This window comes from Acinetobacter sp. YH16038 (assembly GCF_013417275.1).
Lineage (GTDB): Bacteria > Pseudomonadota > Gammaproteobacteria > Pseudomonadales > Moraxellaceae > Acinetobacter.
In genome coordinates, this window is the sequence record NZ_VPEG01000022.1 from 47,259 (window position 1) to 68,312 (window position 21,054).

20 protein-coding genes, 1 tRNA gene and 1 pseudogene are annotated in these 21,054 nt (G+C 43.4%); 9 read left to right on the forward strand and 13 right to left on the reverse strand.

What is annotated here, in order from left to right:
- Positions 1–2 precede the first annotated feature (2 nt).
- On the reverse strand, positions 3–317 hold the full coding sequence (gatC, locus tag FTV34_RS11050) for an Asp-tRNA(Asn)/Glu-tRNA(Gln) amidotransferase subunit GatC (RefSeq protein ID WP_005234479.1): 315 nt from the start codon (positions 315–317) through the stop codon (positions 3–5).
- Between the two features lie 132 nt (positions 318–449).
- Between gatC and FTV34_RS11055 the strand changes: the two genes are divergently transcribed.
- The 6 genes from FTV34_RS11055 (at position 450) to FTV34_RS11080 (ending at position 5,202) form a co-directional block, all read left to right on the forward strand.
- On the forward strand, positions 450–1,496 hold the full coding sequence (locus FTV34_RS11055; protein ID WP_005234480.1) for a rod shape-determining protein: 1,047 nt from the start codon (positions 450–452) through the stop codon (positions 1,494–1,496).
- 16 nt (positions 1,497–1,512) lie between these two features.
- The gene (gene mreC, locus FTV34_RS11060) at positions 1,513–2,370 is read left to right on the forward strand and encodes a rod shape-determining protein MreC (RefSeq protein WP_166139623.1); all 858 of its coding nucleotides are present in this window, start codon (positions 1,513–1,515) and stop codon (positions 2,368–2,370) included.
- Entirely contained in the window at positions 2,357–2,848 is a 492-nt protein-coding gene (mreD, locus tag FTV34_RS11065) for a rod shape-determining protein MreD (protein WP_166139624.1), read from the forward strand. Before mreC ends, mreD begins: the two co-directional genes overlap by 14 nt.
- Positions 2,836–3,402 carry a Maf family nucleotide pyrophosphatase gene (locus tag FTV34_RS11070; protein WP_180070178.1) on the forward strand — a complete coding sequence of 189 codons (567 nt, stop codon included), beginning with the start codon at positions 2,836–2,838 and terminating at the stop codon, positions 3,400–3,402. The genes mreD and FTV34_RS11070 overlap by 13 nt, the downstream gene beginning before the upstream one ends.
- 39 nt (positions 3,403–3,441) lie before the next feature.
- Positions 3,442–4,896, forward strand: a complete 1,455-nt coding sequence (gene rng / locus FTV34_RS11075; RefSeq protein WP_034703386.1) for a ribonuclease G — start codon at positions 3,442–3,444, stop codon at positions 4,894–4,896.
- 132 nt (positions 4,897–5,028) lie between these two features.
- Complete coding sequence (locus tag FTV34_RS11080) at positions 5,029–5,202, forward strand: PA1571 family protein (protein ID WP_004783090.1); 174 nt, start codon at positions 5,029–5,031, stop codon at positions 5,200–5,202.
- Positions 5,203–5,359: 157 nt separating this feature from the next.
- Here FTV34_RS11080 and FTV34_RS11085 read toward each other — a convergent pair whose 3' ends face one another.
- Entirely contained in the window at positions 5,360–6,742 is a 1,383-nt protein-coding gene (locus FTV34_RS11085; protein WP_004783088.1) for a wax ester/triacylglycerol synthase family O-acyltransferase, read from the reverse strand.
- A gap of 172 nt (positions 6,743–6,914) precedes the next feature.
- Complete coding sequence (locus FTV34_RS11090; protein ID WP_034703384.1) at positions 6,915–7,649, reverse strand: phosphoadenylyl-sulfate reductase; 735 nt, start codon at positions 7,647–7,649, stop codon at positions 6,915–6,917.
- A 208-nt stretch (positions 7,650–7,857) separates the two neighbouring features.
- Between FTV34_RS11090 and thrH the strand changes: the two genes are divergently transcribed.
- The gene (gene thrH, locus FTV34_RS11095; protein WP_180053687.1) at positions 7,858–8,475 is read left to right on the forward strand and encodes a bifunctional phosphoserine phosphatase/homoserine phosphotransferase ThrH; all 618 of its coding nucleotides are present in this window, start codon (positions 7,858–7,860) and stop codon (positions 8,473–8,475) included.
- A 74-nt stretch (positions 8,476–8,549) separates the two neighbouring features.
- On the opposite strand, the gene FTV34_RS11100 is transcribed toward thrH, so the two are convergent.
- The 4 genes from FTV34_RS11100 to FTV34_RS11115 all read right to left on the reverse strand — a co-directional run bounded on the left by FTV34_RS11100 (position 8,550) and on the right by FTV34_RS11115 (position 13,377).
- Complete coding sequence (locus FTV34_RS11100; RefSeq protein WP_180070180.1) at positions 8,550–9,770, reverse strand: OmpP1/FadL family transporter; 1,221 nt, start codon at positions 9,768–9,770, stop codon at positions 8,550–8,552.
- Between the two features lie 319 nt (positions 9,771–10,089).
- Positions 10,090–11,520, reverse strand: a complete 1,431-nt coding sequence (locus FTV34_RS11105; RefSeq protein ID WP_180070182.1) for an outer membrane protein transport protein — start codon at positions 11,518–11,520, stop codon at positions 10,090–10,092.
- A 337-nt stretch (positions 11,521–11,857) separates the two neighbouring features.
- A tRNA-Arg gene (locus tag FTV34_RS11110) sits at positions 11,858–11,933 on the reverse strand.
- Positions 11,934–12,024: 91 nt separating this feature from the next.
- The gene (locus tag FTV34_RS11115; protein WP_166139632.1) at positions 12,025–13,377 is read right to left on the reverse strand and encodes an amino acid permease; all 1,353 of its coding nucleotides are present in this window, start codon (positions 13,375–13,377) and stop codon (positions 12,025–12,027) included.
- 332 nt (positions 13,378–13,709) lie between these two features.
- On the opposite strand from FTV34_RS11115, the gene prpF reads away from it, so the two are divergent.
- Together prpF and FTV34_RS11125 are read left to right on the forward strand one after the other, a co-directional pair.
- Complete coding sequence (prpF, locus tag FTV34_RS11120; RefSeq protein ID WP_180070184.1) at positions 13,710–14,900, forward strand: 2-methylaconitate cis-trans isomerase PrpF; 1,191 nt, start codon at positions 13,710–13,712, stop codon at positions 14,898–14,900.
- Positions 14,901–15,124: 224 nt separating this feature from the next.
- Entirely contained in the window at positions 15,125–16,033 is a 909-nt protein-coding gene (locus FTV34_RS11125; RefSeq protein ID WP_004783076.1) for a polyprenyl synthetase family protein, read from the forward strand.
- A gap of 83 nt (positions 16,034–16,116) precedes the next feature.
- Here the strand turns inward: FTV34_RS11125 and putP are convergent, their stop codons facing one another.
- The 6 genes and pseudogenes from putP to FTV34_RS11155 form a co-directional block, all read right to left on the reverse strand.
- On the reverse strand, positions 16,117–17,628 hold the full coding sequence (gene putP, locus FTV34_RS11130; RefSeq protein ID WP_159122845.1) for a sodium/proline symporter PutP: 1,512 nt from the start codon (positions 17,626–17,628) through the stop codon (positions 16,117–16,119).
- Between the two features lie 213 nt (positions 17,629–17,841).
- The gene (locus tag FTV34_RS11135) at positions 17,842–18,693 is read right to left on the reverse strand and encodes an SPFH domain-containing protein (RefSeq protein WP_005234507.1); all 852 of its coding nucleotides are present in this window, start codon (positions 18,691–18,693) and stop codon (positions 17,842–17,844) included.
- Between the two features lie 3 nt (positions 18,694–18,696).
- A complete protein-coding gene (locus FTV34_RS11140) occupies positions 18,697–19,179 on the reverse strand; it encodes an NfeD family protein (RefSeq protein WP_004783073.1) in 483 nt (160 codons plus the stop codon).
- Positions 19,180–19,280: 101 nt separating this feature from the next.
- Positions 19,281–20,198 (reverse strand): patatin-like phospholipase family protein, encoded by a 918-nt coding sequence (locus FTV34_RS11145; RefSeq protein WP_004783071.1) that lies wholly within the window; start codon positions 20,196–20,198, stop codon positions 19,281–19,283.
- A 64-nt stretch (positions 20,199–20,262) separates the two neighbouring features.
- The gene (locus FTV34_RS11150; protein WP_180070186.1) at positions 20,263–20,892 is read right to left on the reverse strand and encodes a 1-acyl-sn-glycerol-3-phosphate acyltransferase; all 630 of its coding nucleotides are present in this window, start codon (positions 20,890–20,892) and stop codon (positions 20,263–20,265) included.
- A gap of 59 nt (positions 20,893–20,951) precedes the next feature.
- Positions 20,952–21,054 (reverse strand): annotated as a pseudogene (locus FTV34_RS11155) (IS5/IS1182 family transposase); the annotation flags it as partial.

Genomic DNA, 21,054 nt, shown 5'->3' on the forward strand with positions numbered 1-21,054 from the left:
AATTACTCAATCACGCGTGGGACGAGATACAAACCGTCCTGTACAGCAGGTGCAACTGCTTGGTATTCCTCACGATGATTGCTTTCCGACACGACATCTTCACGTAAAGGCTGTGGGTGGTCGAAAGGGCTTTTCAGTGGTTCAACACCGTCAGTATCGATGCCTTTCAGGGTTTCCATCATGCCTAAAATTTTATTTAAACTTTGAGCATATTCAGCAGATTGCGTATCATTAAGAGATAACCTTGCGAGGTTGGCAATAGCTGAAACTGTTTCTGCATTTAAATCTGCAGAAGACTGTGCATCCGATGTAGACATAATATTACCTAATCAGTATTAAAAAAATTCAAATTATCATGCGTTATGATAAGCGATTGACTTGTCCAAATCATCACATTTAGTTAAAGTGGCCACCTTGCGTCCATATAAAGTTTAACTGAGAACGTCCCCGTGATTCTAAAACGACTAATAGGCTTGTTTTCGCCAGATCTCGCTATTGATTTAGGTACTGCAAATACACTTATTTATGCGCCAGGACGAGGCATTATATTAAATGAACCGACGGTTGTAGCCATCCGTCACAGTGGTTCACATAAAATTGTTGCTGCCGTAGGTCTTGACGCGAAACAAATGCTTGGTCGTACCCCAGCAAATATTTCTGCAATCCGTCCGATGAAAGACGGCGTGATTGCGGATTTCGAAGTGACCGAAACCATGTTAAATCAGTTCATTGGTAAGGTACACGAAAAACGTTTATTCCCGCCAGCGCCACGCGTGGTGGTTTGCGTGCCATGTAAATCGACACTGGTTGAACGCCGTGCGATCCGTGAAGCAGTTTATAATGCGGGTGCACGTGAAGTACGTCTGATTGAAGAACCGATGGCAGCTGCAATTGGTGCAGGCATGCCGGTTGAGCAGGCGTGTGGTTCGATGGTTGTTGATGTGGGCGGCGGTACAACTGAGATTGCAGTAATTTCATTACAGGGCTGCGTATATGCAGACTCGCTGCGTATTGGCGGTGATGTATTTGATGAACAGATTATCAACTACGTGCGTAAGGCACATGGTTGCGTGATCGGTGAAACTACAGCTGAAGTGATCAAAAAAGAAGTCGGCATGGCACTTCCAGATGAAGGTGCAAAACCGCTGGAAATTGAAGTCCGTGGCCGTAACCTGGCTGAAGGTGTGCCTCGTGCGATTGTGGTGAACTCGGATGAAGTCACTCAAGCGATTTCTGATCCACTACAAAACATTGTGTCTGCGGTGAAATCTGCACTGGAACAAACACCTCCTGAACTATCTTCTGATATCGCTGAACGCGGGATCGTGTTGACCGGTGGTGGTGCATTGTTGCGTAACCTGGACAAGCTGCTTGCCAAAGAAACAGGTCTGCCTGTGGTGGTTGCTGAAGATCCACTGTCTTGTGTGACTCGTGGTGGCGGTAAGGTACTCGAATTCTTCGACAATCCAAATCATGACATGTTATTTGTAGGCTAAGACAAGGATTCGGCGGGTGCAAGCACATCTGTTTTCTCGACAACCGCCATCTTTTCGCTCTTTTATCATTGCACTGATAACATGTCTGGTGGTGCTGTTCTTTGACTGGCGCATGCCACATGTTGTTCAACCTGCAAGGGATGTCTTGTACGCGGCCTATAATCCCATTTATGCCGTGGCCAGCTATCCGGTACTGTCGCGAGAATGGCTGAATCAACAAACCAAATCTGAAGCGCAACTGCGTCGTGAAAATACCGCGATGCAGGCTGAGCTATTGCAGGCGCAAGTTCGCCTACAAAAAATTGCAGAACTTTCTGCAGAAAATACTCGTTTACGCGGTCTTTTAGATACCCCTCTGATTCTTGATGGACGTATGGAAATTGCTGAGGTGATTGGTACCGATGCTGATCCGCTACGCCATATCATCGTGATCAACCGTGGTTCCAATAACAAGCTGAAAGTCGGTCAGACCGTACTGGATGATATGGGGATTATGGGACAGATTATTGATGTCTATCCGCATAGTAGCCGGGTCATGCTGCTCTCTGATAAAGAACACTCCTTGTCAGTGCGTCTGGAACATACTGGTATGCGTGCCATTGTCTCGGGGACCGGGGATCTGGGACGCCTGAAAATGGAATATGTACCGACCAGCGCCAATATCAAAGTTGGTGAAAAAGTTTACAGTTCAGGTCTGGGACAGCATTTTCCGGCAGGTTATCTGGTGGGAACAGTATCCAATGTGAAACGGCATAATTCAGGGGAATTTGCCCAGATTGATGTTACTCCAGCGGCACAGTTGGCCGGTGGTCATCATGTCGTCGTGCTGTTCTCTGACTCATTAGCGATGGAGCAACCGCATGTCAATCGCTAAGATGCGACCTAAAACACATCGTGATCCTTTATTTGCCATTGTTATTTCAGTGATTGTGGCTTCTGTTCTCTCAGTCTATCCACTGTCTTACGAGACCTCGGGATGGCGTCCATTATTTATGTTAATGGTCATGCTGTTCTGGGTATTGTGTCAGCCGACCTGGTGTGGAATCTGGTTTGCATTTGCTACCGGGATCTTCATTGATTTACTGCTTGATGCGCCTTTAGGTCTCAATGCACTTAGCTTTATCATCATTGCTTTTGTGGCACGTTTCCTGACCCGTGAGCGCCGTATTCTGACCTTTGCTAATTTATGGGTCATTACGGCAATTGCGATTCTGGCACATTTGATGATTATCTTCTTTGCCCAGATTTCGACCGGCGTACAATTCTCATTTGCACGACATTGGATTCCCATGCTGACTAGTGTCATCATATGGCCAGTGCTTTATTACTTTTTGAGAAAATGGCGCATTTAATCCTCGCTTCCAGCTCACCTCGACGCCGTGAACTTTTGCAGCAACTCGGGCTGAACTTTGAGATCTGTAGCCCAGATGTAGACGAATCTGTACTGGAAAATGAGTCCATTGCAGCCTATGTCGAACGTCTGGCGCAAGTCAAAGCGGAAGCGGTGGCCAAGCTGTTTCCGGATGCCATTATTATTGCTGCGGATACCAGTTTAGGTGTGAATAATGAGATTTTGGGGAAACCTGAATCCAAAAAGCATGCCTTTGAAATGTGGGAAAAAATTTCAGGGAGATGGCATGATGTGTATACTGGAGTGTGCGTCCGCACAAAAGAAGAAAAATACAGTATAGTAGTTCGTACACAGGTTGAATTTCAGCCACTAAATAGCCATGATATGGAAAGTTACTGGGCAACAGGTGAGCCGCTTGGGAAAGCAGGTGCCTATGCAATACAGGGAATTGCAGCGCGTTATATTCCAAGAATAGAAGGTAGTTATTCTAATGTAGTGGGATTGCCACTATATGAAACAGTACAGTTATTGCAGACGGTTAAGGCACTAAATTAACTGCTGAAAAAGAATTCTTATAATGTTTTGAGTGTTGTTATGTCTGACGAGTTGTTGATTAACGTCACACCGATGGAATGTCGTGTGGCGTTGATTGAAAACGGCACGGTGAATGAACTGTTTGTCGAGCGTACGGCCAAGCGCGGATTGGTCGGGAATATCTATAAAGGAAAAGTGGTCCGGGTCTTGCCGGGCATGCAGGCCGCTTTTGTCGATATTGGCCTGTCCAGAACGGCATTTTTGCATATCAATGACATGGTCTGGCCACGTAGCCAGCCAACGCCGAATGTATTTGAGCTGTTGCAGCCAGGTCTGATTCTTACCGTTCAGGTGATGAAAGATATGCTTGGCACCAAGGGCGCTCGTCTATCTACTGATCTTTCTATTCCTTCACGTTATTTGGTCTTGATGCCATATGGCAATCATATTGGCGTATCGCAGCGGATTGAATCCGAAGATGAACGCAATCGTTTACGCTCGATCATTGAGCGTATTCAGGCAGAACACAAGTTGCCTGGCTCCGTGATTGTCCGTACTGCTGCGGATGGCATTGAAGAAGAGGCGATTGCACAGGATATGGCTTATCTGGCTAAACTCTGGGAATACATTCAGCGCAAACAAAAAGTCATCGCAGTGCCTTCATTGATCTTTGAAGAGCTGCCTTTGCCACAGCGTGTTATTCGTGACCTGGCCAATGAAGAAACCGAAAAGATCTATATCGATTCACGCGAAATTCACGGCAAGTTGAAAGAGTTTGTGGATGAGTTCGTGCCGAATATGAAAGACCGTTTACTGCATTATCCGGGCGAGCGACCAATTTTCGATTTGTACAATGTCGAAGAAGATCTGCAAAAGGCTTTACAAACCCGTGTCGCACTAAAGTCTGGCGGTTATCTGATGATTGACCAGACCGAAGCCATGACCACCATTGATGTTAATACCGGTTCTTATGTGGGCGGCCGCTCGCTGGAAGATACGGTGTTTAAAACCAATATGGAAGCCACACAGGTGATTGCACGTCAGCTGCGTCTGCGTAATCTGGGCGGTATTATCATCATCGACTTCATTGACATGCAGGAAGCCCAGCACCGTGAAGAGGTGATGAACCAGTTTGTGAAAATGCTGGAACGTGATCATGCCAAAACCAAGATCACCCAGGTGTCTGAACTGGGGTTGGTGGAGATGACGCGTAAGCGTACCCGTGAGTCTTTGGAACACTTGTTATGCGAGTCCTGTCCGACCTGTCAGGGACGTGGATATGTGAAAACAGCAGAATCAGTGTGTTACGAAATCTTTCGGGAAATCCTGCGCTATGCTCGCGCTTATGAATCACAAAGTGGCTTTACTGTTGTTGCCCATCCGGCAGTGATTGATCGGCTGTTGACTGCAGAAGCCCCGGCTGTGGCGGATCTGGAACACTTTATTAATCGTGTAATTAAATTCCAGGTCGAAAATTTATACACGCAAGAGCAATACGATATCATTCTCAGCTGAAATTGTAACAGAATATCGTTAAACACTTGTTACATCTGAAATTTTACAACTCTACTGATATTTACAATACTAGAAACATCAAATTAGCCAAAGCCTTTCTCCCAGTTCTAGGCTTAGCAAAAGGAGTCTATGATGAGTATGAGTAAAGTTGTAATCAATAAAAGCTTGAAACACGTATTAGAACCAAAGGCTGTGCATGCAGGATATATTGTGGATGAACGCGGGAATGAAGTTCAGATTACAGCTTCTATGATTCGCTCTGTCTGCCATCAGTTATTGAAACAATGTCGTACTATTAAAAGTTAATTAAACCAAAATAGATTGCGGTTGTATGAATTTCATTCAAACTGTAAAAAGAATAAAATAAAGGGGCTTAAATTGCCCCTTTATTTTTTACTAAATGATTGGCAAAAGTGCTCACACACTTTTTAGCAGTCCATTGCCAGATTTTATTCGTCCGCGGCTAACTGACCGCTTTCAACTTTGGGACGGGTTCACCATCCACAATCCGTTCGAAGCGTTGAATTTCTTCTTCAAGATGAGTCAATAGATTCTGCATTTTGGGTAGAGCATTACGGCAAGCAGTAAGACCTACTTCAAGCTTGTCCATATAACTGGTCATGGTGATATTCAGTGCCTGTCCATCCAGTACAATCGAAGCCGGATATAAGGCTTCCAAACGTGCGCCATTCCAGTACAGAGGTTCCTGAGGACCAGGGACATTGGAAATGATCACGTTAAATGCCTGACGTTTTGGCATTAAGCCAGATGCAATATTGAATCCTGCAAGACCGTAGACAAAAGCACTATAGTTCAGAATCTGATTGGCATTCATGCGCTTAAAGCGTTCTTTAGCACTGAGTACACTGCGACGTACCGTTTTAAGACGCTCCAAAGGATCATCCTTATGCGTGCCCAGATTCGCCAGAATCATGGTAATACGGTTGGAAACATCGGAGTCATCGCTACGTACAGAAGCGGGCACCATTGCAATTAATGGTTTTTTCGGCAAGGCATTTTGTGTGAGTAAATATTCGCGTAAGGCACCTGAACAGATCGCTAACACGATATCATTAATCGTTACACCTAAAGCTTTAGAAATATGACGTAAACGTGAGAATTCAAAAGATTGGGCTGCGAAACGACGTGAGGCACTGACACGCTGATTTAAAATAGAACTTGGTGCTTGAAAGCTGGACACATAATCCGGATTACGCCCCATATCTTTCAGTACGGTTTGTGATAATTCATAAGCCACTCGTGGCGTACATTCCAGCTGGCCTTTAATCGCCTGTAACACATTCTTCATGCGGCTGACTTTCGGCGCTTTCAGACGTTTTGCTCGTGGACCTTCTACACACCAAGGTGGCACAATACTTTTCGCATGTGGATCATGAGAAAGTGATTTTTCTACCAGACGCATGCCTGCAATACCGTCTACCATCGCATGGTGAATCTTGAAGTACATGGCAAAACGGTTGCCTTCAATGCCTTCAATAATATGACAGGTCCAAAGCGGTTTAGCGCGGTCAATCAGTGCGCTGTGTTCTTGGGAAATATAAGTCAGCAGCTCGCGGATACGCCCAGGTTTCGGTAAGGCAATATGACGAAAATGATGATCTAAATCAAACTCTTCATCTTCATCCCAAAATAAACCGTTTAAATAGTTATTAAATGGAGGAATCGGTGAGGATTTGGAATTGCGAATATCAGTCACCAGATCCCGGATAAAAGAGGCTGGTGCATTGTCAGGAATTTGAAACAAAAATAACCCGCCTACATGCATAGGCTGCTGCCGTTTCTCTAAAGACAAAAAAATAAAGTCAATCGGATGTAATGGACGCATAGCGTAGATTGCCTCACTGCATTTTCTTCAGCTGCTCATGTATAAGCAACCTTGTTAGAATTATTGGTATCACATTACAAAGTATAGCGATTTTGTCGCATAAAGGTACTGATTTTTCTGTAGCCGATTGGTTCACAAAAAAACCACCCGACGAACGGATGGTTTTTTAAGATTATTTTTTCAAGTTCCCGGCATGCAAGCCACATTCTTTATGGGTGGCTTCTTCCCACCACCAGCGTCCTTCACGTTCATGCTGATTTGGCAGCACAGGACGGGTACAAGGTTCACAGCCAATGGAGATAAAACCTTTTTCATGTAGTGGGTTGTATGGAATTTCCATCATTCGGATATAATTCCACACATCTGCACTAGACCAGTTGGCAAGGGGATTATATTTAATCAGCTGTTTGCCTGGACCAGAAAAACCTTCATCAGATTGAACCACTGGAATGTCATTACGTGTTCCCGGGCTTTGGTCTTTACGCTGACCGGTAATCCAGCCATCTAAAGTTGCCAGTTTTTTGCGTAAAGGTTGCACCTTGCGGATTCCGCAACATTCCTGATGGCCGTCACGGTAGAAACTGAACAAACCTTTTTCAGTCGTCAGTTGTTGAATCGCATCTGTTTCCGGGAAACAGATTTCGATATCAATATTATAGTGCTGGCGGACTTTTTCAATAAATTGATAAGTCTCAGCATGCAGACGCCCTGTATCCAGGCTAAATACCCGGAAAGGTTTACCTAAATTAGATGCCATATCAATCAGTACAACATCTTCTGCACCAGAAAATGAAATGGCAATTTCGCCTTCCTGCTCGAGAGCAAGCGCTAAAATTTCACTTGGTGATTTATCTGCATATTCAGATGCAAGCGCATCTACCATAGCAATAGTGGGGATTTTGGTCATATGAGTCCTGGCGGCATAGGCTTGGAAATGACGTGGCCTATATGAATTTATTTCAGATTTATTCTATTTTAATAGAAATGCCCAAAGCTACTTATCACTAAAAAATAAATACTTATGAAAAAAACAGATTTAAAAAAGAACAGTGCAAAATCTTTTTCTTCAGCTATGATAGGGCAAAATTTTTTCAATACAACTGAGGGGATGCTTCATGGAAGTCGTATGTCTAGATCTAGAGGGCGTTTTGGTTCCAGAAATTTGGATCAATTTTGCTAAAAAAACAGGTATTAAAGAGCTCGAAGCAACGACACGTGATATTCCTGATTATGATGTGTTGATGACCCAGCGTTTGAATATTTTAAAACAGCATGGTTTAGGTTTAAATGATATTCAGGCCGTGATTGCGGATATGGGGCCATTTGAAGGTGCTAAAGAATTTGTAGAATGGGTAAGTACTCATTTTCAGCTGATTATTCTGTCTGACACTTTCTATGAATTTGCTCATCCTCTAATGAAGCAACTAGGCTGGCCAACGATTTTCTGTCATAAGCTGGAAACTGATGAAGAGGGCATGATCACTGCTTATAAACTTCGCCAGCCAGATCAGAAGCGTCAGGCAGTGAAAGCATTACACGGTCTGAATTTCCGTGTGATTGCAGCCGGTGATTCATATAACGATACCACAATGCTGGGTGAAGCAGATCATGGCTTCCTGTTCGACGCACCAGAGAATGTGATTGCAGAATTCCCGCAATTCCCGCCAATTCATGGTTATGACGCATTGAAAGAAGCAATTCGTAATGCATCGGTACGTGATATTCCAGCTTAATATTTAAGTGTATGTAATAAAAGAAAGGGCGCTTATAGCGCCCTTTCTTGTTGAATACTAATTTTTTAACGCAATTAGAAACGGTAACCGATTTTCATACCATAGCCGATTGCATGGTTGTCTTCAAAGCTACCTTTTACTTCACCACCTGTTTGTGCTTGTGCATCTCCTAGCCAGAAGTATTTAACCCCAGCCTGGATAAAATAGTTTTCTGCAGGGCTGTATTGGCCGCCTAGACCGACACTCCAATAACCTTCAGTTGGACCCAAGGTGGTTACCGGGTTTCCTGCACCAGAGTCATAACCTACAGCAGCAGAGCCTGACCATTTAACGTTAAATTTATGACCTAAACCCACATTTGCAGACCATTGATCATCTGAATAATCGACAAGATTCTGCTGTTTTCCGGTGAGTGCGCCAGTTAGCTGAGATAAATAAGCAGGTTTTACTGCAAACTGATCCCAATGTACCCAGCGAATATTAGCAAAGGCTAAGGTATTTTTTGCAATGCCTGACTGTAAGTCAATGTTGACTGATTGTGGTGTAGTAATTTCCGCTTTATGGTAAGTTGGAATTACTGGTTTACCCAATAATGTGCCAGTTAATCCAGGAATATATAAAGCCCCATCTGTACCAAAACCGAAGGTTTCTGTGGTATCTAATTCATGTTTAATTTCAGAGCGATAAGTCACAGCAGCTTTTAAGGCAATTTCAGGAATAGAATATGCAAAACCAGCTAACCAACCGTAAGCTTCACTTTCTTTAAGGTCAATATCATAACCGCCAAGAACTTGCGGGCCTCTATATGCTGTACCACGTAGGGAGACTTTCGCCTTTACGCTTTGATAGACAGGTCCGGCATAAACATTCCAGTTCTCATTTGGCTGATACCCTATAAGTGCTGTAATGCTATTGGTTTTTACTTCAACAGAAGTGCCCTCCAATACACCAGTATTGGTATTTACTGTAGCAAAAGCATTAGATTCAGGCGCATATTGAGCGTCAGCTCCAAATGGCTGGTCATAAAGTAAACCCAGAGATATTTTATCAGTTGCCTGAATTTTTATAGCAGCAGTAGGGAAGTAGTAATCTTCAGCCATATCGCTGACTTTATTGCCGGCATTGTCTTTACCTTGAACTTCTGGATCTAAAACAGAAATACCCGCTTCCGCATAGTTACCAGGTTGTAAAAAAGCCTGAATAGACTGGCCTGAACGGTCTAAACCGGCAGCGAACACGAGAGAAGTAGGCAGGCTAGAAAGAAGAATAGCGATAGAGATTGGCTTAAGCTTCATGGCTCATCCTTGACAATGTTGCATAAATATTAATAAAAGTTGTGGAAAAGTAACACAAATTTAAAAAGAGTAAATGCTCCACTTCGTCCAAGAAATGAACTATGGCGGTTATAAAAAATGATTGCTTAGAGTATTTATACTATATTTTTTGATTAACTTAATGAAAATAAACAAATAATAATTTTTATCAAAATATATTAAAAACAAAATTTAGGCAAAATTTGATTGGTGATAAAAGCATCGAATAGTATACGGGTGTATAAAATATAAATGGGATAATAAAAACCACCCGAAGGTGGTCTTTATTAACTATCAGGAATTAGAAACGGTAGCCGATTTTCAGACCGTATGCCCATGCATCGTTATCTTCGAATTCAGCAACATATTCAGGACCACCGGCTTGTGCACCTGTTTGTGCTTTTGCATCACCTAACATGAAGTATTTTACACCACCAGCAATGAAAGTGGCTGGTGTTGGGCTGTATTGAAGACCTAGGCCAACATTCCAGTAACCTTCAGTTGGACCAAGTGTAGATACAGGGTTGCCTGCACCAGAATCCCAACCTACTGATACGTTACCAGCCCATAGGTCATTAAACTTGCGACCTACACCTACAGTTGCTGAAATTTGGTCATCTTCATATTCAACCAGATTAAAGCCATCTGGACGACCTACTAGAGGGCCTACAGCTTCACTTACATTGCCAAATTGGTAAGGGCGAATAGAAAAGTTTGACCAGTCTACCCAGCGTACATTAGCGAAAGCTACAGTATTTGCCATTACACCTGTTTGGAAATCCAAGTTTACAGATTGAGGTGTAGTAATTTTAGTTTTGCCTGAATCATCTAAAGTAGCAAGCTGGGCAGGAGAAACACCTAAACCACCTAATACAGTTGTTAGTAAAGGGAAGTTTAAAAGTGATAAGTCTTCAGAAGCTGAAACATCATGGTCAATTTCTGAACGATAAGTTACAGAAGCTTTTAAAGCAATATCTGGGATTTGGAAGGCTAAACCTGCTAACCAGCCTGTACCACTTGTTTCTTTAAATGTCGCATCATAACCATTGAAAAGACTATATGCTTGACCGCGTAAGCTTAGATTCCCTTTAACGGTTTGATAGACACCACCACCGTAGATATTCCAGTTTTCAGTCGGTTGGTAACCAAAAACTAAAGATAGGTTTTGAGTATCTACTTCAACTTTAGTATTGCCTTCGCCTAAGAAATTATTACCTGCAGCAAGTGCTCCAGTTAACTGTTGAAATGCTGCACTATTTCTAACTTGTGCTTCAGCACCTGCTAGAGTTTGCTCATTTATTGGCGCTCCTAGAGCTTCAAGAGCTGCAACTGCTCTAGCACGTACAATATTATTTATTGCACCAGTTGATAAAATAGTGTCTGTACCTGGGTTTGAAGTAAAGATATTGGTACCTTGGTATTCTGCATCAGCGCCATATGGTTGGTCATATAAAATACCGACTGAGAATTTTTCAGTAGGTTGGAATTTTAAGGCTGCGCTTGGGAAATAGTAATCACCAGCCATATCTTCGATATTACGGCGTGTTTCACTTGTACCAGCTTCTTTACCAGATACATCTGGATCTAGGACTGAAATACCTGCTTCAAAATAATTACCTGGTTGCAGGAAGGCCGCCATTGATTGGCCTGAACGATCTAGTGCTGCTGCAAATGCGCCTGTCATAGGCACAGTTGCAAGAATCATTGCAGTAGTTAATGTTTTTAATTTCATTTACGTCTTTCCTTGAGGTACAAATTTATATCTAGCGTTGTTGTTTGCACTTATTAAATTTTTGGAGATTTCGGGTATTTATCCGCAATCATTTGTTACTCCATGTGACAAAAATAGCACAATTAAAATAAGAGTAAATGCTCTAGAAAAAACTAATTAGTCTAAAAAAGCACCAAAATAGAGTTTTTGCACCAAAAAATGGCCTTATTTTGAAATAAGTATTTGAAAGTAAAAGAAATAAAATAATGGAGAAAAAATGATTTTTTGTATAAAAAATATTCTAAAAATATGAAGATTAACGCTAATTTTTTGAAGTATAGATCACATTTTGAAAGGGTGGTGCGCCCTGCGGGACTCGAACCCACGTCGGTCGCTTAGGAGGCAACTGCTCTATCCAGTTAAGCTAAGGGCGCGAAAAGAAGGCTATTGTACTGTAAAAAATGCAAAAAAAAAGTTATTGCCGCAGCAATAACTTTAAAAATCATCGATTAAAAGATTTTTTGATTAATTCTTAGGGCGCAGTGCCTTAAACAGAATAAACATGATCACTACCCAGATCGGAAGCATCAGTACTGATTCTTTAAAGCCTTGTGTCCACATGATGTAAAGAATGGTTGCAATGAAAGCTAAAACCAGAATATTACTTGCAGGTGACCACAATGCAGGGAAACTGGTCTTTTGTCCTAACTGCTTCATGCTTTGCATAAACTTGAAGTGGGTCAAGCTAATCATGGCCCAGTTCAGTACCAATGCACCTACCACCACATAAATCAGGTGACTTAAAGCATCTTCAGGAACAAAGTAGTTTAGGAGTACACAGCCGAAAATCAGCAGGGCAGAGAACAGTACTGCAGGAATAGGAACCCCTTGTTTGTTCACAGTCTTGAAGATTTTAGGGGCATTACCTTGCTGTGCCAGACCATAAAGCATACGGCTATTGGCATACATACCACTGTTATAAACAGAGAGTGCCGCTGTCAGGATGATGAAGTTCAGTAAATGTGCTGCCCAGTCAATGCCTAGTTGGCTAAAGATCATCACAAACGGGCTTTTATCTAGGCCGCCAAGCTCTAACTGATTCCAAGGTACTAAAGACAATAGAATGGTCAATGCACCTACATAGAATACCAGAATACGGAATACGACCTGATTAATCGCTTTTGGAATGGTTTTTTCTGGATTTTCAGCTTCTGCTGCGGCCATCCCGATCAGTTCAATCCCACCGAAGGCAAACATCAGGAAGGCCAGCATATAGAATAAGCCTTCAAAACCATTCGGGAAGAAACCGCCTGCTGTCCAAAGGTTGCTGAAAGAAGCTCCTGAAGATGCATCAGCAGTCAGGATCAGATAGAGACCAAAGACAATCATAGAAACGACCGCAGTCACTTTCACAATAGACAGCCAGAATTCTGATTCACCGTAGAATTTCACATTGCCGAGATTGACCAGCGTAATTACGATGAAGAAAAACAGGACTGAGGTCCAGGCAGGAATATGAGGCCACCAGTAATTAATATATTTTGCAACGGCGGTAAGCTCGGTCATGGCTACCAGGATATATAAGATCCAGTAGTTCCAACCCGCAAGGAAACCAGGGAATTTACCCCAATATTTATAAGCAAAATGGCTGAATGAACCTGCTACAGGTTCATGAACAATCATCTCACCCAATTGACGCATGATTAAGAATGCAATTAAGCCACCAATGGCATAGCCAAGAATAATAGAAGGACCCGCAGATTGGATCACCTGTGCGGAACCTAAGAATAAGCCTGTGCCAATTGCACCGCCCATGGCGATCAACTGAATATGACGGTTCTTTAAGCCACGCTGAAGTTGTGAAGACTCGTTATTCAAAGTGTTCAGCCCGACAATGTAAGAAATAGGTATAAAGATTGTAATGGAACAAAGATAAGAAGCCTAGAGTACCCGTCTGGATGAAATATTATTATCGTATTTATAAAAAAAAATTATAAAAATAAATAGAATAAAAGATATGTGAATCAATATATTAATTTTATTGAAAATGTAACTGATGAGTTTGCTGTTTTTTTAACTCGACACAAATGCTGTTTTTTTATACTTAGGTCGGGCAAGGCAGCTACTTGGCTTTAAACCGATTATACTCGTCTCACAAATATTCAATAATTTTGATCAGAATAAAGACAAGCCAGAGGAAGAAAGTATTCATGAGTTTCGCTGCCCAAATCAAAATCCCAGCCACTTACATGCGCGGAGGCACCAGTAAAGGGGTGTTCTTTAAACTGGACGATTTACCTGTTGCTGCACAGCAGGCAGGCCGGATTCGGGATCAGCTGTTATTAAGAGTGATCGGCAGCCCCGATCCTTATGGCAAACAGATTGATGGTATGGGTGGCGCCAGTTCAAGTACCAGCAAAACCGTAATTTTGTCTAAAAGCCAGCAGGAAAATCATGATGTGGATTATCTGTTTGGTCAGGTATCGATTGATCGCCCTTTTGTAGACTGGAGTGGTAATTGTGGCAATCTGACTGCAGCAGTTGGGGCATTTGCGATTTCCAATGGCCTGGTCGATCCTGCACGTATTCCTGAAAATGGGCTGTGTACGGTGCGAATCTGGCAGGCGAATATTCAGAAAACCATTATCGCCCATGTACCGATGCAGAATGGTCAGGTTCAGGAATTAGGTGATTTTGAGCTGGATGGCGTAACTTTCCCAGCAGCCGAAGTACAGATTGAATTTCTGGATCCTGCCGATGATGATGCCGAGGGCGGTTCAATGTTTCCGACCGGAAATTTAACCGATACGCTAGAAGTACCGAATATTGGCAGCTTTGAAGTAACGATGATTAATGCCGGGATCCCGACAGTTTTCTTAAAGGCAGAAGATCTGGGCTATAACGGTACCGAGTTACAGGACCATATCAATAATGATGCAGCTGCCTTGGTGAAGTTTGAAACCATCCGAGCCTATGCTGCTCAACAGATGGGTCTGATTCAGGACATTAGTGAAGCTGTTACACGTCAGCATACGCCAAAGATCGCTTTTGTGGCTCCGCCAAAGACTTATACGTCCTCTAGTGGTAAGGAAGTCACTGAAACAGATAGCGATATTCTGGTCCGTGCCTTATCGATGGGTAAGTTGCATCATGCCATGATGGGAACAGCCGCTGTAGCGATTGGAACAGCGGCAGCGATTCCGGGAACTTTGGTCAATCGTGTTGCGGGTGGCGGTGAACGTGAATCAGTCCGCTTTGGTCATCCTTCCGGTACCTTAAGAGTGGGTGCGCAAGCAGTGCAGGAAAATGGAGAATGGAAAGTAAAAAAAGCCATCATGAGTCGTAGTGCGCGTGTGCTAATGGAAGGTTGGGTGCGTGTTCCTGAAGATGTTCTTTCTTAAAATTATTTCTTGAGAAATTAGCCTAAGTAAAACCATCAGTTCTCTGGTGGTTCTTTTATTGATGCAGATTTTCTACCTCAAATTTTCAGTCTAAATACAGAATTATGAAACAACATTTGGATTTAAGACTGAAAATTCAAAGCAATTCTAGGTACAATGCCTGATAACAGACAGGCACTTATAAACTGTCATTTTATTATTCTGGCTACGTATTCGAGGCGAATGTGTCATCTATCACTGACGTATCAACCCATGCACTAACTCAAGCACAACAACGGATTCAACACGATTTAATGACTGCTTTGGAAGCCTTTTCCATTCCGGAACCGTTAAAGTCGGCAGTACATCATGCCGTAATGCTAGGAGGAAAGCGGGTACGTCCAGCACTCTGTTATGCCACTGCCGCTTTAAAACCGAATCAGAATAGTGCTGCGGTACGCCGTGCCGCAGTTGCGATCGAGTTTATTCATTGCTATTCGTTAGCCCATGATGACCTGCCATGTATGGACAATGATTTGTTACGTCGTGGTCAGCCAACCTGTCATGCTGCTTTTGGTGAAGATACGGCTCTTTTGGCGGGTGATATTTTGCAATCTATGGCGTTTGAAATTCTGGGTAGTCGTCTATTTGATCAGGGGCCTGCAGTAGAGCCAGCGATTGTCTTGAAGCAGATGCAGATTCTGGCGACTGCTTCCTCGAAAATGGTCAATGGTCAGGTACTGGATTTACAGGCCGAAGGCAAAAAAATTGATCAGGAAGCATTGGAAACCATTCACCGAAATAAAACCGGAGCTTTGATCAGTGCAGCGATTATGATGGCAGCGGTGACGATCTTTGAAGGGACTGATCTGGCCATTCCAAAATTGCGTGAATTCGGGCAAGCCATTGGTCTTGCTTTCCAGGTGCAGGACGATATTCTGGATATTATTTCTGATACAGAAGTGCTGGGTAAAACGGCGGGCAAGGATGAACAGGTGGAGAAGTCAACTTATCCAGCATTGATGGGTTTAGAGAAAGCCCAAGCCTATGCACAGCAATTACATGATCAGGCCATGACTGCACTGAATCATTTTGAAAGTCAAGCCGATGACCTGATGCAGATTACCCAGTTCTTGCTGACACGTAAAAGCTGATTTTAATAAACTAATCTTCCTGAAATCAGCTTAAAACAAGCATAAAAAAGAGGACTTAAAGTCCTCTTTTCTTTTATATTGAATTACTTGCTTTCGTTATACAGACGTTCTGCCTGTTCAAAGCGTGTTGTAATTTCAGCTGTTGGTGCTTTGCCTAAGAGACTTACAACTACAATCGCAATCCAAGAACAGATAAAGCCTGGAATAATTTCATAGATGCCGGCTGGAATAAAACCAAGACCTGTTCCACCAACAGTATTCTTCCACAGAATCACCATACATGCGCCAACGATCATGCCTGCCAAGGCGCCATTCAAGGTCATGCGCTTCCAGAACAAAGACAGAATAATCAGTGGACCAAAAGCAGCGCCAAAACCTGCCCAGGCATACGCCACCAGACCCAAGACTTTAGATTCAGGATTACCAGCCATCCAGATTGCCAATAAAGCAATGAGAAGCACCATCAAACGACCGACCCAAACCAGTTCTTTTTGTGAGGCATTTTTACGTAGGAATGATTTATAGAAGTCTTCAGTCAGGGTACTTGAACAAACCAGTAACTGACAGCTAAGCGTACTCATCACCGCGGCCAAAATTGCCGCCAGAACCACACCGGCAATCCATGGATTGAACAGAATTTTAGTGAGTTCCATAAATACGGTTTCAGGATTGGCATTCACCACAGCAGCGAGTTCCGGATGTTGCTGGAAATAGGCAATACCAAAGAAACCTGCAGCCACTGCACCACCCAAACAAAGCGTCATCCAGGTCATCCCGATACGGCGTGCATTTGGAATCGACTTCACTGAATCGGCGGCCATGAAACGCACTAAAATATGCGGCTGACCAAAATAACCCAAACCCCATGCCATTAATGACAGGATCGCGATGGTACTCAGATCACCGACCAAGTTCATGGCCTGTGGACGTGCGGCTTCCAAAGCGAGCGTAACTTGCGACATATCTGAAAAAGTCAGGATGGTTACGATTGGCGTAAGAAGCAGGGCGAAGATCATCAGGGTTGCCTGAATGGTATCCGTCCAGCTGACTGCTAGGAAACCGCCAATAAACACATAACTGATCGTTGCAATCGCACTGATCCAGAGCGCTGTACTATAAGACATGTCGAACATACTTTCGAACAGCCGCGCACCTGCCACCATGCCTGAAGCACAGTAAATTGCAAAGAAAATCAGAATGACAAATGCAGAAACCACACGCAGTACTTTTTTCTGATCGTTAAAACGGTTCGAGAAATAGTCCGGTAGGGTCAGGGCATTATGCTGGACTTCGGTATGGACCCGTAAACGACCCGCAACCAGCAGCCAGTTCAGCCAGGCACCGATAATCAGACCAATCGCAATCCACATTTCAGACAGGCCTGAAAGATAAATTGCACCCGGCAAGCCCATCAGCAGCCAGCCACTCATGTCGGAAGCCCCTGCAGAAAGTGCAGTTACGAAACTACCTAAACGTCGGCCCCCTAAGATGTAATCAGAAAAGTTGTTTGTCGCGCGGTATGCCATCAGGCCAATCACGACCATGCCGACAATATAAAAAAGAAAGGTAATTAAGGTTGGATTTAGGGAGCTCATACGGTATCCATTTTTAAGTTGGACAGTAGATCGAAACAAGGATTATGACAGATGCGAAAGACTTTAACCCGAAAGCCAGGCAACATCGAATCCAGAGGATTTCAAAAATAAACGCGAAATTTAACCATAAATTCACAATCTTTGCTGAGATTTTCTTATTTTGAAAGAAAATAGGCAACCAATTGGCTGCCTATTGTGAAGTATCTCTGAAATTTAGTGACGTCCCATCACACCGCGAATGGTATTCAGCACATCGGCAGGCAAGACCACAGTCTTGGCATTTGGAGACTTGGCCATATCCTGCATGGCTTTGACATATTGTTCACCCAACAGATAAGCCACAGGAATTTCCTTATCGCCAATTGCCTGACTCACCATATCAATCGCACGCTGTGAAGATTCTGCCAGTACGACTTGCGCTTCTGCATCACGACGTGACGCTTCCAGACGACCATCAGCTTCCAGAATGGCGGCCTGTTTTTCACCATCCGCTTTAGTGACGGTTGCACGACGTTGACGCTCTGCCGCTGCCTGTTCTTCCATCGCCGTCTGCATGGTTACAGAAGGTTTGATATCCTGGATTTCAACCGTCTTTAAGGTGATTCCCCAGTCTGAAATATCATCAGAAATGCTGGACTTTAAACGTGCCTTAATATGATCGCGTGAAGATAAGGCGTCATCCAGATCCATTTCACCCACGATTGAACGTAGCGAAGTTTGTACCAGGTTCTGAATTGCCCAGGAGTAATTCTCAATCCCGTATACCGCTTTTTCAGGAGTTGTCAGGTTGATATAAGCCACCGCATTCATCAGCAAGACAGCGTTATCACGGGTAATTACTTCCTGCGAAGGAATATCCAGAACGATATCTTTGGTGGTGACTTTATAAGCCACTTCATCTACGTAAGGAATGACAAAATTCAGGCCAGGATTAAGCGTGGTGTGATATTTACCCAGACGTTGCACAATCCATTTATAGCCTTGTGGAACAATCCGTACACCTTTAAAAATGGTAATCGCAACAAAGGCCAAGAACGCAATAACAATGATAGTGCCAGCAGACATAATTTATTCACCTTTTTCGTTTTGATATTGAGTGCTGTGGGGCTGTACAACCAGGTCATTTCCCAGAATATCGACAACACGGACACGATCCCCAACCTGAACTTTATCCAGAGCACGGCAATCCCATTCATCCGAGCCTAAAACAGGCAGCGGAAAACGAACCCGAATCTGATCCTGTTCAAGATCGGTCTGAATCACCATGCCAATTTGGCCAATAGTGGCCTCACGCGACAAGCCGGCTTTGGTCTTGTCGATAGAAAGCGGCTTGATAAACTTGAACCAGAGCAAGGTACAAAGAACAGACAGGATGATCCAGGTCAGGATCTGGGTGGTCAGTCCCATCATCGGGAACATCCAGTACAGAATGCCGACCATAATGGCACCAATCCCGAACCAGAGAGCAGCAAAAGCGGGCAGGAGTAATTCTGACAGAATAAGAAGTATTCCCAATACAAACCAGTGCCAAGGTTCAAGAACTAATTCCATATCGTGACCTATATTGCTAAGTATTTAATTAATCATCATCTTTATATGATTTACTTCCAATGTAGCAGATGCTGCAGCAGATGAATATAAAAAATTTCTGATTAAAATTTTGCCGGTCGTGCAGGCTTGAATGCAGCCGGAGACTGCCTAAAATCACTGATGGCTTTTTCAATTGAACGGATTTTCAGTTGCGCGGCTTTTTCACCTTCAAGAATGGTCTCATTGCTGGCTTTTAAATCCAGCGTACCAATATGACCTACTTTAGGCTGGATCACGATATTAGCTTGCCTGAGTTCTTCATTGATACTTTGCTGACCCATAATATTAATAGTCTGGTCCAGTACGCCCCACATGTTGAGTGCTTTATTGCTGTCCGGACGTGCAGATATATCTACGGCAATAACAATATCAGCTCCCATATCTTTGGCCGTTTTTACTGGAATTGGACTAACCAGACCGCCATCGACATATTTTGTACCGCCAATTACAGCGGGCACAAAGACATTCGGAATACTGCAAGAGGCACGCACGGCTTGTCCGGCATTGCCTTTGATAAAGTCAGCTTTACGGCCATTGTCTAGGCGGGTTGCCACTGCCGCGAAGCGAATCGGGAACTGTTCAATCGGTTTATTCGCCACATTTTTATTGACGAAATCCTGCAGTTTCTGTCCGGCAATAATCCCTTGGCGGTTCAGGGTTAAATCACGAATATCGGATTCTTTAAAGTTCAAGGCGATTTGCTGCAACTGATAAGGAGATTTGCCGCTGGCATATAGACTGCCCACGAAGCTTCCGGCACTAGTTCCAGTAACAATCTTCGGTTTGATGCCGTGCGATTCGAGGACTTTGAGTACCCCGATATGGGCAAAGCCTTTGGCACCGCCACCACCGAGCGCAATAGCCACCACAGGTTCACGAGCCTGAAGAGGAGTAGAGGTTGTTGGGGTTTTAGTAGCTTTATCACATGCTGCAAGGCTTAAACCCAAGCAGCCAATCAGAGCATAACGGGTTAATTTCATTATAAAAAACTGGCGATTAAATCAACAAAATTCAGGCTATCACATCAAAAAAAGCCAGTTTTGCCTAGTCTTTTTTCAAAAGCTTTTGTAACGGTTTGGCGACCCAATCTGGATTTTTGGCCGAAAATTTACCTTCATAATGTTTATAGATCTGTTCCAGATCATATTCATAATCACCTGTCAGGTGATATACACCGAGGATATGAACGGTCTTGATGTCATAGTCAAAGGAAAACATCACAATCGGCAAATGGGCTGCCTTGGCAATATGATAAAAACCACTGCGGATTTTTTCTGGCGCCTTGCGAGAACCTTCCGGTGCCATACCTACCCAGATCCGATCAGTCTTATTAATGACATCAACAATCTGTCGGGTATGTCCTTGAGGGGTATCACGTACAACCGGAACCACACCAATCCATTCCAGGATCGGTTTAAGTGGTGTGCGGAATAAACTGTCCTTGCCAAAAATCGTGATCTGAATGCCGAGACCGAGCAAAGCATTGAAGCCCAGCCAGGCATCGATATTCGAGGTATGCGGGGAAATAATCGCTACTGCTTTAGGCAGGTTAGGGAATTCACCTTCCATTTTCCAGCCTTGAGCAAGAAAAAGCTTTTTATAAAATGTCCGGCTGAATTTACTGCCACGCCCAGGGACTAAAGCAGGCAGGTCAGGAAAGGAAGTATTTGCCATCTTATAAGACTCTTGAATTACGATAATATTCTTTGTTTTTTATTAGGGTCTGTTGACACTTACTGTTCATAATTAACCCTATAAAGGTAGCCATAAAAATATACAGGCTAAAGCAACAGAACTTTGATAATTTCTTTTCAGCTTGTCATATCGAGTAGCTAT